The sequence below is a fragment of the Nocardiopsis sp. FIRDI 009 genome, assembly GCF_003386285.1.
In the GTDB taxonomy this organism is placed as follows: domain Bacteria; phylum Actinomycetota; class Actinomycetes; order Streptosporangiales; family Streptosporangiaceae; genus Nocardiopsis.
In genome coordinates, this window is record NZ_QPNC01000017.1 from 1 (window position 1) to 14,286 (window position 14,286).

Sequence of the window (14,286 nt, forward strand, 5' to 3'; positions counted from 1 at the left end):
AGACTGTCCCACGTGAGCTCAGTGGCGTCAGCGAGTTCCTCTTCGATGATCTCGTTGCACAGACCGACGCACTCATCGCAGATACACAACTCGCCCGGGCCCGCGACGAGTCTGCGGGCCGCCCGCTGATCCCTGCCGCAGAACGAGCACGTCGGCAGCGGTTGGCCGGCGTCGGCGCGTGTCACTCGGACCCTCTCCTCACACGGGCGTCCGGGCGGTCGACAACGGTGCCCGAATCCCAGATGATGTGATCATCTGGACTGCACGGTATCCCGGGTCGGGGCGGGCCGCAAAGCACGCTTTCCGGGCCGGTCAGCGGTGGTCTGCGGGAACGCGGGTCGCCACGGCGTGACCCGCGCCCCGGCCGACCGCCCCGGCCGTGATCCGTCCCGCCTCGACCCGGACGGCGGCCTCGGTGGTGTCCCCGACCGGTGCCACCCCCGCTGCGGCGGCGACACGGCCGTCGCCGTCCAGGACCAGACGCAGGCGCGGCCGGGCGGGCTCGGGTAAGGCCGCGCGCAGTGCGCCGCACACCCGCGCGACCGCCAGCCGGGCCAGCGGCGCCCCTTCGCCGGGGGCTCCGGTGACCACGACCGCCGTCACGTCGGCGCCGGCGGGTGCGGAGCGCACGGCCTCCTCCACCCCTCCAGGCGCCGATCACCCCGAAGGGATCGGCGAAACCCGGTGCCGTGCCGGTGAGCCGCACCGCCCCGCAGAGCATGGTCAGCACCGTCTCGGCGGCGCGGACCCGGCGTCCGCCCCCCGGTTCGGCCAGGGCCTCCAGGGACAGGCCGAGCAGGATCGCGCCGAGCCGCATCAACTGCGTGTACGCCAGCCGCAGCGGTGCGTCCGCGAGGGTCTCGGGGGACGGTTCGGCCCACACCGACGGGAGGTCGGGGCCGTCGGGCGGCGTCCCGGCCCCGGCCAGGGTCGCGCGGGCGAAGGCGCCCAGGGCCCGCCGTGGCGTGGCACCGGCGACGGTCGGCGGAGCCGCCCCGACCGCGCGGCGGTCCGGGAGGCGACCGGGACCCCGGAGCGGCCCCGGGTGGTCAACCGGTGGTGCGCCTGTGGTGCTTTCCGGTCATCGGTCTGGCACGCGGGGCGGGCGCGCGGCGCGCGTGCGAGCGGCCCGACTCGAAGATCCGGCGGTCACGCGCCAGCCGCAGCAGCCCGCCGGCCAGGACCAGGGCGGCGGCCCCCAGCAGGACGTGGAACACGAGGTCGACCCACAGCGCGGCGGTGCCCTGCGCACCGGCCAACGTGCGCAGCGCGGTGTACGGCCACGGGGAGCCGAGCAGGACGACCAGGCTCGCCAGGACGGCGGCGGCCACCCCCCTGGACTCGGGGAACACGCCTCGGGCGTACCGCCAGCCGAAGACCGCGACGGCGGCCGCGGCCCCCAGCATGAGCGCGTCCCACGCGGTGAGCACCATCAGCGGCCACGGCCGGTCCGCCGCGGGTTCAAACACGAACAGCATCGAGGTGAGAAGGTAGGACAGGAGCGCCACGACGGCGACGACGGCCGTGACGGCTCCGACCCTGAGCAAACGCGGCACGGAGAACGCCTCCTCGGGCAGGGCGCGATCGGGTGGGAACGGCCTGACCCAACACTCGACTCATACCCGTTGACCTGGCCCGCCATCCGTGTTGGGCTCCCATCATGGACAGCTTCGCCCCCATCGAGACGGACGCCTGGGCCGTCGGTACCCCCGGGCCGATCGGGACCCGCCCGCTGCACCGCGTGCGGCGGACGGTCGGACCGCCGACCGGACGCCGGGTCGTGGTGCGGGTGCGGGTGTGCGCCGTGTGCCGGACCGACCTGCACCTGGCCGAGGGCGACCTGCCGCCCCGTGCGCCCGGCACGGTACCGGGCCACGAGGTCGTCGGAGACGTCGTGGCCGTCGGGGAGTCGGCGACGCGGCTGGCACCGGGCAGCCGCGTCGGTGTGGCCTGGCTCGCCTCCACCTGCGGGGAATGCCGCTACTGCCGACGCGGGAACGAGAACCTGTGCCCCGACTCCGCCTACACGGGTTGGGACGCCGACGGCGGGTACGCGCGCTACCTGACCGCCGACGAACGCTACGTCCACCCCCTGCCCGAGGGCCTGGCGGACCGGACCGCCGCGCCGCTGCTGTGCGCGGGCATCATCGGGTACCGCGCGCTCACCCGCGCGGAGCTGCCCGAGGGCGGGGTCCTCGGGATCTACGGGTTCGGCGCCTCGGCCCACCTCACGGCACAGGTCGCGCTCGCCACGGGGGCCCGCGTCCACGTCATGACCCGCTCCGAGCGGGCGCGGGAGCTCGCGCTGCGGCTGGGCTGCCACTCGGCGACCGGCGCACGCGGGACCCCGCCGGAACCGCTGGACTCGGCGATCCTGTTCGCCCCCGTCGGCGACCTGGTCCCCACCGCCCTGTCGGCGCTGGACCGGGGCGGAACCCTGTCGATCGCGGGGATCCACCTCACCGACGTCCCACCGCTGAACTATCAGCGGCACCTCTTCCAGGAACGCACGGTCCGCAGCGTCACCGCCAACACCCGCGCCGACGCACGTGAGTTCCTCGCCCTGGCCGCGGAGCACCCGCTGTCGGTCCAGACCACGCCCTACCCCTTCGAGCGGGCCGACCAGGCACTGGCGGACCTGGCCGCCGACCGGGTCAACGGCGCCGCCGTCCTGACCGTCGGGGAGGGCTGAGAGCGGCCCCGGCGGCGTGCTCAGGTGCGGTGGGCGACCAGAACCGGGCACGGCGCGTGGTGCAGCAGCGCGTGCGCGACCCCGCCCAGCGCCAGCCGGGCGAACCCCCGGGTGCCCCGGGCCCCGACCGCGATCATGCGCGCGCCCGCCGCCGCGTCGATCAGCGCGGTCGCGGGCTGTCCCCGCACGACCCGCCGGACCACCTCCACGTCCGGGAAGTCGGGCAGGTGGCGCGCCAGGACCGCCTCCAGGGCCGCTCCCTGGGTCCGGGTCATCTCCTCGTCCACACTCGCCCAGGGACCGAGTCCGGCGGAGGAGAACACCGGAGGCGACCACGCCCAGACCGCGCACACCCGGTCACCGTGGTGGGACGCCGTGCGCAACGCCGCCACCACCGCGCAGTCCGCGTGCCGGGAACCGTCCACGCCCACCACGATCTCCCTGGCCCCCGGGTCGACCCCCGCCTCTCCCACGACCAGCACGTATCCGGGGGCGTGCGCCGCCACCTGGTAGGCCACCGAGCCGATCCGCATACCCGGGAAGCCGCCCCGGCCCCGCCTGCCGACCACGAGGACGTCGAACTCCCGGGCGTGCCTGAGCAGCTCCTCCGCCGGTGACCCGGTGACCACGCGCACGTCGACGTCCAGGTCGGGCCAGCGCTCGTGCACGTGGGCCCCGGCGGTCTCGGCCGCCGCCACCGCCTCCCGCTCCAACAGGTCGGAGGGCCAGCGCGACGCCGACTCGGCCAGGCCGGTCTCGTAGACGGTCATCAGCGTCAGTCCGCCCTCCCGGTACACCGCCTCCCGCGCGGCGCACTCGACGGCCCGCAGGCCGGTTTCCGAGCCGTCCACCCCCACCAGGATCGATCCCACGAGCGTCCCTTCCGTCGTCCTCGGTTCCCATCGTCCCCCGGACACCGCGCCCCCGCGCGGCGACACGACGGCGCCCCGGACGTCGCGGCCCTCCCCGCCCACGGCACACGTGGTCCTCCCTTTACCTACACCACCGCCACCGACGCGTATCGTCGAACGTGGGGCCGTGCCACTCGAGGTGACATGGGAGGGACCATGTCCGACACGACCGCGCGGCGTGAGGAGACCTCCGACCGCGCACCGGGGCTCGGGGACCTGGGTGAGGAGCTGCGCCGGGCGATCCGGGCGGTGGGCGCCCACGCCGGAGCCCTCTACCTCCGTGAGCCCGGTGACTCCACGCTCGTGATGTCCGTGCTGTCGGGGGTGGCGCGCGACATCGTGCGCTCCTGGTTCCGGGTCGCCCTCACCACCGGCCTGCCGGTGGCCGAGGCGGCCCGCGAGCGGCACCTGGTGTGGCTGCCGAGCGGCGAGGAACTGGCCCAGCGCTTCCCGCGCGCGGCGATCACCGTCCCCTACGACTTCGCCACGGTCGCCTACCCGCTGGCGAGGGACAAGGAGGTGCTCGGCGGGTTCTTCACCATCGGACGGTCCGACCGGCCGGGGCTGTCGAGCGCGGAACGCCAGGCCCTGGCCGAGCACGCGCGGGCGATGGTCGACATCCTGGAGCGCGCCCGGTCGATGGGGCAGCCGATCAACCCGACGCCCTCGCCCTACATGCTGCGGCCCCCTCCCCAGTCCGCGGACCCCGGCGAGGCGCTGGCCACCCTGGTCGGCCGGCTGCCCGAGGGGTTGTGCTCCCTGGACGTCAACGGCCGCGTCACCCTGGTCACCGACGCCGCGGCCGAACTCCTGGGCAGGTCCGGTGAGGATCTCGTCGGCCACCGGCCCTGGACCGCGCTGCCGTGGCTCGACAACCCCGTCTACGAGGACCGGTACCGGGCGGCGGTGCTCAGTCACCGATCGACGGAGTTCGTGGCGCTGTGCCCGCCGGACCGGTGGCTGTCGTTCCGGCTCCACCCGGGCGAGACGGGGGTCAGCGTGCTGATCTCCCCGACGGAGGTCGAGTGGGAGGGCGAGGAGCCGCACACCCGGCAGGCGCCGACCCGGGCCAGTGTGCTGTACCACATCCTCCACCTGGCCTCCGCGCTGACCGAGGCCGCCAGTGTCAACGACGTGATCGACCTGGTCGCCGACGAGATCGTCCCGGCGGTGGGCGCGAGCGCGCTGGCCCTGTTCACCCACGTCCCCGAGCGGCGGCGGCTGCGCCTCATCGGCCAGCGGGGGTTCGACCCCGCGTTCGTGGCGGGCATCGACGGTGAGTCGGCCGACGCCAGCGCCCCCGCGGCCCGGGCGGCGACCACCGGCGTGCCCGGGTTCTTCCGTTCCCTCAGGGAGCTGGAGATGGTCTATCCGTCACCCGACGTGTACGTCCAGAAGGACATGGAGGGGTGGGCGTTTCTGCCGCTGGTGGCGTCGGGGCGCCCGATCGGCGCGTGCATGCTCGGCTTCACCCGGCCGCACAACTTCACGGTGCAGGAGCGGGCGGTGCTCAACTCCCTCGGCGGACTCATCGCCCAGGCCCTGGAGCGGGCCCGGTTGTACGACCTCAAACTCGACCTGGCGCGGGGGCTCCAGGCCGGGATGCTCCCGCGCTGGCTACCCCGGGTCGACGGGCTGTCCAGTGCCGCCCGCTACCTTCCGGGGAGCGAGGGCATGGACATCGGCGGTGACTTCTACGACCTGATCCCGCTGGGGCCGGGGCGCGTCGCCGCGGTGATCGGCGACGTGCAGGGGCACAACGTGTCCGCGGCCGCCCTGATGGGACAGTTGCGCACGGCGGTCCTGGCCTACGCCACCGCCCGCGACGGCCGCCCGGGAGAGGTGCTCACCCAGACCAACCGCCTGCTGTGCATGATGGAGTCCGAACTGTTCGCCAGTTGCGTCCTCCTCCGGCTGGACACGGTGTCGGGACAGGTGCGCATGGCGCGGGCGGGACACCCCGAGCCGCTGTTGAGCGGGCCCGACGGCGGCCGTGTCCTGGAGTCGCCGGACGGGCTGCTGCTGGGGATCGACCCGGACGCCGAGTACCCGGAGACGGAGTTCGAACTCCCCACCGGGGCGACCCTGGCGCTGTACACGGACGGGCTGGTCGAGGCTCCGGGCACCGACCTGGACGAGGCCAAGGCGGAGATGGCCGAGCGGCTCGCGACGCTCCACCGTCTTCCGGTCGACCGGGCCGCCGACGAGCTGACGTCCGACGTGGACGCCGTCCCCCACCGCAGGGACGACATCGCGCTGCTGCTCCTGCGCGCCATGCCGTGAGCGCGTGCTCCGGAGCCCCGGGCGGTGCCGGTCAGCCCGCGCCGCCGCCGATCCGGCGCCGCAGCCAGTCCGGGGTGTGCTCGGCGTCGCGGGGGAAGTGGAGGGCGTCGACGGCGTAGTGGACGTCCCCGGGGTCGAGTCCGAAGGCGGGTTCGTCATCGTAGGAGTAGTCGACGCGGTAGCGACCCGGGCGCGTGACGACGTACTCCAGGCCGAACCAGGTGCCCTCTCCCCGGGTGTACATGCCCTCCCGCAGCCGGGACAGGGCACGGTGCACCCCCTGCGGCTTCCGCAGCGGCGTGACCTCGCCGGACGGGTCGACCGCGCGGTACTCCACGCCCTCGTACCCCAGCAGGGTCCGGTAGGAGAGGCGGAGTTCGCGCCAGTCCTCGAGGGCCTGCTCGACGAGTTCCAGGCCGACCTCGACCAGGATCTCCCGCTGCTCGTCCGGGGACAGGGGCCGGAGGGGGACGCTGGGCGATCCGCCCGGCTCCACCGTGAGGGCGGGAGGGGACCAGCGGGTCTCCTCCGTGGCCAGGTGCACCCACTCCGGGCGCCATCGCGGCGCGCGTCCGCGTACCTCCTCGACGACCGTGCCGGGCCAGACCCGACCGCCCGACGGATCACGCGGCGGGTGCCAGCGCGGCCAGTGGTCGTAGGCGCGGTCGACCTCCGCGGTCCGCTCCGTGACGACCATCCGGACGAAGAACCACCGCCCGTGCTCGGGGTGGGCCTCGGCGTCGCGTAGGGCCCGCAGGAGCGGGTGCAGCTCGAAGCCCGTGATCCGCTCACCGGACTCCTTGGTGATCCACCACCCGGCCAGCGGTGAGTAGGTCACCGTGGTGCTGGCACCCGGGTCGAGCGCCTCGGCCCGGATCCAGTCCACGACCCGGTCCAGTTCCGGGCTCGGTGCGGGGGCCGGGCGCTCCGCCTCCCCGGCCTGGCGCATCGCGTCACCGATGAGCAGTCCCCACGCGACGTCACCGATGGCCGCGGGCGCGGGGCGCTCCGGCCTGGCATGCCCGGCGGGTAGGGCGGGACGCTCCGTTCCCGGCATCAGCCCGGTCCGCCGGGCGATGTCCATGGCGGCGTCCACGCCGTAGGCGTGGGGTGCGACGAGGCCGCGGACCGCCGTCACGTCAGCCCGGTCGACCGCGCCGGACTCGGCGCCCAGCAGCACGCGCCGGACCGCCGCTCGTACGGCGCCGGGGGTGGCCTCCGACGACCGCCCCCCTCTCAGGTGTCTGGTCAGAGCGTTCACGGCCTCGTCGGTGGAGGCCAGGTCCTTCAGGAGGATGGCCAGCCCGTCGTCCTCCAGGTCGTCCGGGTAGGGCGTGCGCCCCCAGGCGCCGTCCCACCAGTAGACGAAGGCGGCCTGTTCGGCGGCCTCCAACCCGCCGACCCACTCCCAGGGCAGCCAGTCCGGGGCGCCCCGGAGCAGGTCGAGGGAGTCCGGCAGGAGTTCGAGTGTGTCGCTGCACTCGTGGTCGTAGCCGACCAGGACGGCGCGGTTCCCCTCGACCCAGGTCAGGCGCCAGGTGTTGCCGCCTCCGTCGTCGTAGAACAGGATCCGTCCGTCGAGCGCCAAGGGGGTCCGGCAGCCGAGCGCGGCCAGGGCGGCCATCGTCGCGGCGCGCGCCCACAGCAGGTGGGGAGGGGGGAGGTCGTCGGGGCGTCCGGGGTGGTGGAACGGCACGGGGTCTCTTCCTGTCGGCGGGGTCCGGGGGAAGAGTAGGGGCACGGGCGGACAGGCCGTGCGGGCCCCGGGCGGAACGGGGTGGTCAGTCCGCGCGGGTGAACTCGAACCTGGCTCCGTCGGCGCTGTGGGAGACGTACTCGACCGAGTAGGTCATCAGCTCCGCGGACTCCCCGGGGCGCAGGGTGGCCGACTCCTCCTCGTCCCGGCGGGTGCGCTCCTCCTCCCGCTCCACGGTGACCTCGGCGCTCTGGTCGTCGGCGACCTCGATCTCGAACTCGAAGTCCACGCGCTTGGTGTCCTGGAGGTCGCCGGAGTACCTCGTGCCGTTGACCACCACGGTGCAGTCACCGCCACGGCACCGGGTGTTGTTCATACCCGAGCAGGAGGTCGAGGCGAGCGCCACGAGGAGGGTCACAGCGCAGACGGCGAGTGCGCGAGGTTTCATGTTCGCCCTTCTGATCCGGCGCCGGGGGGATTCCCGGTCGACGAGCAGGCGTCAGGCTAGCAGTGCGGAGAAGCTCCTCCCCTGTCCCCTCAGGGGCACCGCTGGTCGGGCCGCCCCGGTTGGTCGGGCTCGGCGGGGTTGTGCGCGGCGCACCGGGGGTCCGGGGGGCGCCCCCCGGAAGAAACGACGAGACGACCCGGTGAGCGCGGTCACGCGCGAACAGGGCCGTCTCGGAGGCGAGTGGGCGCGAAGGGACTCGAACCCCTGACCTATTGCTTGTAAGGCAATTGCTCTAACCAACTGAGCTACGCGCCCGGCATCGCAGGCGATCATACCGCCTCACAGGGGGCGCCGCTCCTTCCGGTTTCCGGCGAGCGAACGCAGCTCCCGGAGATAGGCGTCCACGTCACGGGGTTCGGAGATCGGGGTGGTGACCGTCCAGCGGACGATCCCCTCGGCGTCGAGGAGGAAGGTTCCTCGCCGCGCGGTCCCCCGGGCGGTGTCGAAGACCCCGTAGGCGTCGGCGACGGCGCCGTGCGGCCAGAAGTCCGACAGCAGCGCGAACGGGAAGGACTCCCGGTCCGACCAGGTGCGCAGGGCGAACACCGAGTCCACGGACACGGCCAGGACCGTGGCTCCGAGCGCGTCGAACTCCGCGTGGCGCGCGCTCAACTCGGCGAGCTCGCCCGAGCAGACCCCGGAGAAGGCCAGGGGATAGAAGACGATCAGCACGGGGCGGCCCCGCAACCCGCTCAGGGTCGTGTCCTGCCCGTACTGGTCGTGCAGCGTGAAGTCGGGCGCGCGGGCGCCCTCGGTGATGATGTCGTTCATGTTCGTCGGCGGGCGCCCCTCAGCGCCGCGCGCCCTCCTTCGGGACGCGCGGCACCGGATGCCCCCACCCCGTCGGGGTGGAGTCCGTCACCGCTTGGGAACGACCATACGGGTGCAGGACCAGTCAGCGCCGACGCTGATCGCACTGGTCTGCGACAGGCCGGACGTGGCGGCCGCTTCGGAGACGTCACCCGGGGACACGTGCAGTTCGCGCCCCGCCTTCGGCGTCAGTACCAGGATGATGCCGCCGTCGGCGATCAGGGGCACCGTGTCCATCAGGGCGTCGGTGAGATCCCCCTCCTCGTCGGACCGCCACCACAGCAGTGCCGCGTCGACGTCACCGTCGAAGTCCTCGTCGACCAGCGCCTCGCCCGTGAGTTCGGCGATGGATGCGCGCAGTCCCTCGTCGACGTCGTCGTCGAAACCGAATTCCTGCACCACCTGACCCGGCTTGAATCCGAGTCGGTCAGCCAAGCCGCGTTCGCTCTGTGCCTGGCCCGCGGTCGCGCTCACGAAAGTTCTCCTCCACAGATGATTTTTCTCAATCTTGCCTGCACGAAGCAGTTGTCACAACGATGTCGGGCCATGCCAAGCGCCTGTCCTGTGGGTCCGTAACCATCGTTGATCGCCTAGTTCACACGCTAGTGGCATCTCCCGTCAACGCACCGTCCAACCCGGATCCTTCCTGGTTCCCGTCCTCACGCCGACGTCAGGAACGACAGGCGCACCTGCCGGTCCGGGTTGTCGATGTTGAGGTCGACCACCGCGATGGACTGCCACGTGCCCAGTTCGAGCCGTCCGGACAGCACCGGGACGGTGGTCTGCGGTGCGACGTAGGCCGGCATGACGTGGGATCGCCCGTGGCCCCGGGAACCGTGCTTGTGCCGCCACCGGTCGTCGGCGGGGAGCAGGTCGTCGAGCGAGGCCAGCAGGTCGTCGTCGGACCCGGCCCCGAGCTCGATGATGGCCACACCGGCGGTCGCGTGCGGGACGAACACGTTCAGGAGCCCGTCGCCGCCGTCGGCGACAAAGTCCGCGCACTCACGGGTGATGTCCGTGACGCTCTCCGAACCTCCTGTGTGCAGCTCAAGGATCTGTGTCCGCATAGCGCCACCTTCGCGCAGCCGGGGCGCTCGTGCAACCATCTTCGGCCGAGCTGTGGATGACGGGGGGTCTACGAAACGCCATACTCGTCCACGACGTGTGAGAACCTGGGACAAAAGAGGGGGAACGGTGACTGTCTCGTTACGTCTGGGGCCCCTGTTGCGGCACGTGGCCCCGACCAGCGCGACGGTGTGGGTGGAGACCGACGCCCCGTGCCGTGCGCGGATCCTCGTCGACGGCCGCGAGGCCGCCTCGGCGCGCACCTTCACCGTGCACGGTCACCACTACGCCGTGTGCGAACTCACCGACCTCCGGCCGGGGGCACGCCTGCCGTACGAGGTCCTGCTCGACGACACGCCCGTCTGGCCCGAGCCGGACAGCCCCCTTCCGCCCAGCGTCGTGCGCACACCCGCCCCGGACGCCCCCACCCGCCTGCTGTACGGCTCCTGCCACACCGCCACGGGCGACAGCCCGGAGGGGCTCGTCCGCCACGGGCCCGACATGCTCCGCGCCACCGCGCGGCGCCTGGCCCGCGAACCCGTCGAGGGCAACCTCCTCCTGCTGCTCATCGGCGACCAGGTCTACGCCGACGAGGTCCAGGAACCCGTGCGCGAACTCCTGCGCCGGGCGCGCGAGGACGATCCCGCCGACGGCGCCCCCGACGACGAGGTCGTCCGGTACGGCGAGTACGCCGAGTTGTACCGGCAGGCGTGGAGCGACCCCCAGGTGCGCTGGCTGCTGTCGACCGTCCCCACCCTCATGGTCTTCGACGACCACGACATCCGCGACGACTGGAACACCTCCGCCGCCTGGCGCCGCGCCATGGACGCCCGCCCCTGGTGGCACGCGCGGATCACCAGCGGGCTGGGCGCCTACTGGGTGTACCAGCACCTGGGCAACCTGTCCCCCGCCGACCGCGACGCCGACCCGGTGTGGAACCGGATCCGCGACCACGGCTCCGACGCGGGCGAAGTCCTGGACGCGTTCGCCTGGCGGGCGCACGACGAGCCCTCGTCCTACCGCTGGAGCCACCGTTTCGACGCGGGGGCCGTCCGCGTCCTGGTCACCGACACCCGGTGCGGCCGCGCCCTGGGCGGGGACGGGGAGCCGGAGCGGTCCATCCTCGGTCCCGACGGACACGCGTGGCTGGACGAGCACCTGACCGGCGGCCACGAGCACGTCGTGGTCGCCTCCACCGTCCCGGTCCTCCTCCCCCCGGCGGTACAGCACCTGGAGGCGTGGAACGAGGCGGTGTGCGAGGGCGCGTGGGGCGGCTGGGCCCGGGGGCCGGCGGAACGACTGCGCCAGGCCCTGGACCTGGAGCACTGGGGCGCCTTCCAGCGCTCCTTCCGCCGCCTGGGCGAGGGGGTTCGCGCCCTGTGCCGGGGTGAGCGGGGCCGGGCGCCGGCCACGGTCCTGTTCCTGAGCGGCGACGTCCACTTCTCCTACCTCGCCCGGACGGACGTGGCGGAGGACGCCCCTCCGACCGGGCTCCGGGACGGGACCGGGCCGGAGGGGCGCCGCACGCGCGTCGCCCAGCTCGTCTCCTCGCCCCTGTGCAACCAGCTGCCGCTCTCGCTGCGCCGGAGCGCCCGGCTGTCCGCCAGCTGGCCGTTGGCCGCCGCGGGGCGGGTGCTGACGTGGTTGGCGCGGGTTCCCCGCCCCTGGCTCCGCTGGCGCCTGGACGGCCCCCTGTACTTCGGCAACACGATCGGCGAGGTGGTCTTCGACGGCCCCGACGCCGAGGCGGTCTGGTACCACTGCCCGGAGGCGGGGCAGGACGCCCCGCCGCGTGTGCACCGGCGCGTGAACCTGTGACGAGGGTCCGTCCGTGCCGACGGCGCGGACGGACCGCGGCGGACGCCGTCAGTGCTTGGGCGCGCTCGGACGCCGCGTCGACCGCGTGCCGTGGCGCTGCCGCCCGACGGTCCGCAGGGCGCCGCCGCCCTCGATGACGCGCCGCGCCGCGCGGTGCACGGTGGCCCGCGTCCCCCCGACGGTGATCCGTCGTCCCACGGCTCCGGCGCCGGAATCGGAGCCGGTGTCCCCGGCGGTCTCCGGTGTGGTCTCCGGTCCGGTCGGGGCGGCGTCCGTCCCGCTCACGGACGCGTCGGCCCTACGCTCCCCCTCCTGCGCCGCGCTCCGCGCGCGGTCACGCTCCTCGCGCCACCGCCGCCAGGCGACCGCCAGCGGCGTGGCCACCGGCCAGGTGACCTTCGCCGGCCGTGACAGGGCGTGCCACAGGTAGGCGGTGGTGCCCCACGCCTCCATCGCGCGGCGCGCCCGCGTGATGGTGAAGAAGGTGGGCATGGCCATCAGCAGCTGCGGCCAGGACAGCGCCAGGGCGGCGAGGAGCGGGTACAGGCCGCCGCCGACGAGCGACGCGGTCGCGCCGAGCGCCACCGGGACGAGCGCGAGGCAGATCCGCAGGTTGGTGAACTGCCGGAAGCGGTGCAGGGACCGGCGGGCGGAGACCTGGGGCGAGAGCCCCTCGGGCAGCGGCGTGGGCTGGACGACCAGCGCCAGGAGGAGGGTGCCCACACCCATCGAGGTGGCCAGGAGGATCGTCCACCCGGGCGCGGAGAGGTCGCCTCCGACGGCGAGGGCGACCAGCGCGAGCACCGGGACCGGTGCCGGAACCCAGAACAGGACGCGTCTGCGCAGCTCACCCTCCTGCGTGGGTTGGAGGGCGGCCTCGGTCGCCGCCTCGATCAGCCGGAACCTCGTCGTCGGTCGCTCGACCACAGCCTTGACCCCCCAAGAACGTCGTGTCGGAGCGGCGCGGGGACCTCGCCCGAGGCATGCCCTTCCTCGCGGTCCCACAGGCGTCCCGCCCACCACAAAGCTATCCCTTTTGGTACGGTCCCCGGGCGCACACGGGCAGTTACAGACATACCCGACCGGAGTGAAACATCCATAAGTAGCCAGGTACGACGCACAACGATCAGGTTACGGATGGGTTCGTGCCGCTGATCACAGCGTCCCCCGCCGTCGACGGCGGTCGCGCGAAGGCCCCTACTCCGCGCCGGCCAGGCGTCCCAGGGCCACCGCCACCCTCAGCACGAACGACCCGCGCCCGTCCGAGGGCGTGTGCCCGGTCAGCTCGGCGATCCGGCTGAGCCGGTACCGGACCGTGTTGGGGTGGACGAACAGCATCCGGGCCGTCGCCTCCAACGACGACGCGTGCTCCAGGTACACCGACAGCGTGTCCAGGAGCGGCGACCCCGCCCCGGCCAGGGGGACGTACACCTGCTCGACCAGCTCCCGCCGCGCGTCGGCGTCCCCGTGCAGCGCGCGTTCGGGCAGCAGGTCGTCGGCGCGTACCGGACGCGGCGCGTCGGGCCAGGCCACCGCGGCCCGCAGACCGTTGACCGCCGCGCGCGCCGAGGCCCCCGCCGCCCTGAGGTCGGGCACCGCCGGACCGACGACGACCGGCCCCGGCCCGAACAGCCCGGCCAGCGGCTCGGCGGCGGCCAGGGGCAGCTCCTCCTCCGGGTAGCGGTCTCCGACCCCGACCACCACGACCACCCGGGAGCCCTGACGGCCGGCGAGGACGTCGTGCCCGAGTCGGCGGGCGGCCGCGCGCAGGTCGTCCAGGACCTTGGCGCCGCCCTCCCCCTCGCTCTCACCCGCGACGGCGATCACCGGCGTGTGCGACCATCCCAGGGCCGAGCCCCAGGTCTCCAGCCCCTCCTCCCGGTCGCCGTGCAGCAGAGCGTCGACGATGAGGGCCTCCAGACGGGCGTCCCACGCCCCCCGGGCCTCGGCCGCGCGCGCGTAGACCTTCGCCGAGCTGAACGCGACCTCCCGCGTGTACCGCAGCACCGCCTCACGCAGCTGCTGGGCGCCGCCCGGCGCGGCCAGTTCGTCGACCTGGGCCTCGACCACCTCGATGACCACGCGGATCATGTCGACGGTCTGCTGCAGCGACACCGACCGCGTGAGTTCGCGCGGGGCCGTGCCGAAGACCTCCACCGTGATGGCGGGGCGGCCGCGCACGGGGTTGCGGAACCAGTCGACGAAGGCCGCCACCCCCGACTGCGCCACCAGGCCGATCCACGACCGGTCCTCCGCCGACATCCGGCGGAACCAGGCGAGCCGATCCTCCATGCGCGCCACGGCCGCCGTGCCGAGCGCGCCCATGGAGCGCTCCAGGCGACGCACGGTCTCCGCGCGCACGCGGTCCTGCTCGGTCTGGCCCGTGTCCTCGCCGTCGGGCTCTCGGGCATCCTGGTGTCGGGTGTTCACACCCCCAGGTTCTCATCCCGTGTCCCCCGGGAGGCGGCCCGCTCCGCGTCGGCGGTCGGCGGGAAGGCGCGGT

The 14,286-nt window shown here is 73.8% G+C and carries 14 protein-coding genes and 1 tRNA gene; 3 read left to right on the forward strand and 12 right to left on the reverse strand.

The genetic code is table 11. The features are described from left to right. The 3 genes from DVR05_RS14695 to DVR05_RS14705 form a co-directional block, all read right to left on the reverse strand. Positions 1–185, reverse strand: a 185-nt coding sequence (locus tag DVR05_RS14695; protein ID WP_304598594.1) for a ClpX C4-type zinc finger protein, incomplete at its 3' end; no start/stop codon positions are given. A 127-nt stretch (positions 186–312) separates the two neighbouring features. Then, positions 313–630: a hypothetical protein gene (locus tag DVR05_RS14700; protein ID WP_157982446.1), complete on the reverse strand. Its 318-nt coding sequence runs from the start codon at positions 628–630 to the stop codon at positions 313–315. Positions 631–1,049: 419 nt separating this feature from the next. Further along, complete coding sequence (locus DVR05_RS14705) at positions 1,050–1,556, reverse strand: hypothetical protein (RefSeq protein ID WP_116246458.1); 507 nt, start codon at positions 1,554–1,556, stop codon at positions 1,050–1,052. Positions 1,557–1,660: 104 nt separating this feature from the next. On the opposite strand from DVR05_RS14705, the gene DVR05_RS14710 reads away from it, so the two are divergent. Next, positions 1,661–2,692: a zinc-binding alcohol dehydrogenase family protein gene (locus tag DVR05_RS14710; protein ID WP_116246459.1), complete on the forward strand. Its 1,032-nt coding sequence runs from the start codon at positions 1,661–1,663 to the stop codon at positions 2,690–2,692. A gap of 20 nt (positions 2,693–2,712) precedes the next feature. Here the strand turns inward: DVR05_RS14710 and DVR05_RS14715 are convergent, their stop codons facing one another. Further along, positions 2,713–3,564 (reverse strand): universal stress protein, encoded by an 852-nt coding sequence (locus tag DVR05_RS14715; protein ID WP_157982447.1) that lies wholly within the window; start codon positions 3,562–3,564, stop codon positions 2,713–2,715. 195 nt (positions 3,565–3,759) lie between these two features. Here DVR05_RS14715 and DVR05_RS14720 point away from each other — a divergent pair, with 195 nt between their 5' ends. Further along, positions 3,760–5,886: a SpoIIE family protein phosphatase gene (locus DVR05_RS14720; RefSeq protein WP_116246554.1), complete on the forward strand. Its 2,127-nt coding sequence runs from the start codon at positions 3,760–3,762 to the stop codon at positions 5,884–5,886. A 31-nt stretch (positions 5,887–5,917) separates the two neighbouring features. Here DVR05_RS14720 and DVR05_RS14725 read toward each other — a convergent pair whose 3' ends face one another. The 6 genes from DVR05_RS14725 to DVR05_RS14750 form a co-directional block, all read right to left on the reverse strand. Continuing rightward, positions 5,918–7,582 carry a hypothetical protein gene (locus tag DVR05_RS14725; protein ID WP_116246461.1) on the reverse strand — a complete coding sequence of 555 codons (1,665 nt, stop codon included), beginning with the start codon at positions 7,580–7,582 and terminating at the stop codon, positions 5,918–5,920. An 85-nt stretch (positions 7,583–7,667) separates the two neighbouring features. Next, positions 7,668–8,030: a hypothetical protein gene (locus tag DVR05_RS14730; protein ID WP_157982448.1), complete on the reverse strand. Its 363-nt coding sequence runs from the start codon at positions 8,028–8,030 to the stop codon at positions 7,668–7,670. Between the two features lie 241 nt (positions 8,031–8,271). Next, positions 8,272–8,345, reverse strand: a tRNA-Val gene (locus DVR05_RS14735). A gap of 24 nt (positions 8,346–8,369) precedes the next feature. Then, positions 8,370–8,861 carry a peroxiredoxin gene (locus DVR05_RS14740; protein WP_116246463.1) on the reverse strand — a complete coding sequence of 164 codons (492 nt, stop codon included), beginning with the start codon at positions 8,859–8,861 and terminating at the stop codon, positions 8,370–8,372. 87 nt (positions 8,862–8,948) lie between these two features. Beyond that, positions 8,949–9,374 (reverse strand): DUF3052 domain-containing protein, encoded by a 426-nt coding sequence (locus DVR05_RS14745; RefSeq protein ID WP_116246464.1) that lies wholly within the window; start codon positions 9,372–9,374, stop codon positions 8,949–8,951. Between the two features lie 185 nt (positions 9,375–9,559). After that, positions 9,560–9,967: a secondary thiamine-phosphate synthase enzyme YjbQ gene (locus DVR05_RS14750; RefSeq protein WP_116246465.1), complete on the reverse strand. Its 408-nt coding sequence runs from the start codon at positions 9,965–9,967 to the stop codon at positions 9,560–9,562. 127 nt (positions 9,968–10,094) lie between these two features. Between DVR05_RS14750 and DVR05_RS14755 the strand changes: the two genes are divergently transcribed. Next, the gene (locus DVR05_RS14755; protein ID WP_116246466.1) at positions 10,095–11,783 is read left to right on the forward strand and encodes an alkaline phosphatase D family protein; all 1,689 of its coding nucleotides are present in this window, start codon (positions 10,095–10,097) and stop codon (positions 11,781–11,783) included. A gap of 48 nt (positions 11,784–11,831) precedes the next feature. Here the strand turns inward: DVR05_RS14755 and DVR05_RS14760 are convergent, their stop codons facing one another. Both DVR05_RS14760 and DVR05_RS14765 read right to left on the reverse strand, forming a co-directional pair. Continuing rightward, complete coding sequence (locus DVR05_RS14760) at positions 11,832–12,710, reverse strand: hypothetical protein (protein WP_198659194.1); 879 nt, start codon at positions 12,708–12,710, stop codon at positions 11,832–11,834. 270 nt (positions 12,711–12,980) lie between these two features. Next, positions 12,981–14,213 (reverse strand): CdaR family transcriptional regulator, encoded by a 1,233-nt coding sequence (locus DVR05_RS14765; RefSeq protein ID WP_116246467.1) that lies wholly within the window; start codon positions 14,211–14,213, stop codon positions 12,981–12,983. Positions 14,214–14,286 lie beyond the last annotated feature (73 nt).